1 protein-coding gene is annotated in these 1,558 nt (G+C 50.1%); it reads left to right on the top strand.

Annotated features, from left to right (window positions below; translation table 11 throughout):
• The first annotated feature begins 284 nt into the window (after positions 1–284).
• A complete protein-coding gene (locus tag G565_RS0120905; protein WP_211227249.1) occupies positions 285–1,346 on the top strand; it encodes a transposase in 1,062 nt (353 codons plus the stop codon).
• Positions 1,347–1,558: the final 212 nt, after the last annotated feature.

Raw genomic sequence — 1,558 nt, 5'->3', positions numbered from 1 at the left:
AAAATCGACCTGTAGCTGTGGAGCTGCTCGAAAACATTCAACAAATTCTATGCAGTGCTACTTTAGGCTGTTTGGTGAAATATCCGGGCTAGTACGCTGCAGGTACATTGAGTCGGGTCTGGCAGCAACGCCCACCAGGAGCGCAGCTCCCTTCGATCACTCGCATCGTTCAGGTAGGCCAGCAAATCGGCCTGAACTCTGGCAGCGTGGTCACAGCGTTGCAATTCAGTGCGACCAGTGACGGATTGTTCAAGGGCAGGCGTTTTGCATGGACACCCACATGAATGGTTGACGCAACAAATTTCATACAGTGCTTTATACAGCACAACCAAAACGGGCCGTCAGGGTTAGACACCATGCCACGTTCAAGGAAATCTCAGATCGCCCTTGAGGCGACTCCCTTCTACCATTGCACCTCCCGGTGTGTGCGCCGTGCCTTCCTGTGCGGTCGCGACGAGTACTCCGGTAACGACTATGAACACCGTCGTGGCTGGATAGAGCAGCGTATGAAGGCATTGGCGTCCGTGTATGCGCTGGATATATGCGCCTATGCCGTTATGTCCGACCACTACCATATTGTATTACACATCAATGCAGAGAAAGCCAACGCCTGGTCGGATACTGAAGTTATCCAGCACTGGCACACTCTGTATGCAGGCAACTTTCTAAGCCATGAGTACCTAGCGGGAAAAGATTTGTATGACGCACAACTCAAGGTCGTTTCAGAGCTGGTAACAGAATGGCGTGAACGCCTGATGTCGATCGGTTGGTTCATGCGAGCTTTGAATGAAGACATCGCCCGGCAGGCCAATGCAGAAGACTGTTGCACTGGCCGATTCTGGGAAACTCGGTTTAAATCGCAGGCCTTATTGGATGCAAAAGCGTTGGCAACCTGTATAGCCTATGTGGACTTAAATCCCATTCGAGCCCAGATGGCTGAGACACCCGAAACATCTGAATTTACTTCTGTTAAAGAACGCATAGCAACTGCCCAATCAACCCCTAAATCTTCAGAACCCCATCAACCGAAGGCTCTATTCCCCTTTGTCGGCTACGCACGTCAGGATATGCCAGCAGGTCTTCTGTTCCGGCTGCAAGATTACCTCGAACTAGTCGACTGGACGGGGCGTCACATCCGGAATGATAAGCGGGGGATCATCGCTGAACCGATGCCTCCTATTCTTGAACGCCTGAATATCGATGCTGACCATTGGATCTACAACACCCAACATTTTGAAAGTCAGTTCAAGAGCCTGGTAGGCACAGTACAATCCATCAAAACCAAGTTTCAACAGTTTGGCTATCAGCGAACGCCTGGACTTGGGTTAGCAGACCTGCTGGCTTAAACAGTCATTCTCCAAGCATAGCCTTCAAAGGTTAGCCTGAGGTTTTACTGTGGTCGCTTTTCCTTACTTCCACGCCAATCTGCGTCATTTCCAACCTAACACCGATATTTTCACTCGAGAACAATTTTTCCAAATACTTCAACTGGCTTTTCCCAGCTCCCTAGCCCGGATATTTCACCAAACTGGGTATTCGGATAGCAAAACGGCTTTGG

Origin of the sequence: Saccharospirillum impatiens DSM 12546 (assembly GCF_000423605.1) — a bacterium.
Taxonomy (GTDB): Bacteria; Pseudomonadota; Gammaproteobacteria; order Pseudomonadales; family Natronospirillaceae; genus Saccharospirillum; species Saccharospirillum impatiens.
The sequence above is the reverse complement of the archived record's forward strand: the minus strand, read 5'-3'. Positions and strand labels throughout refer to the sequence as shown.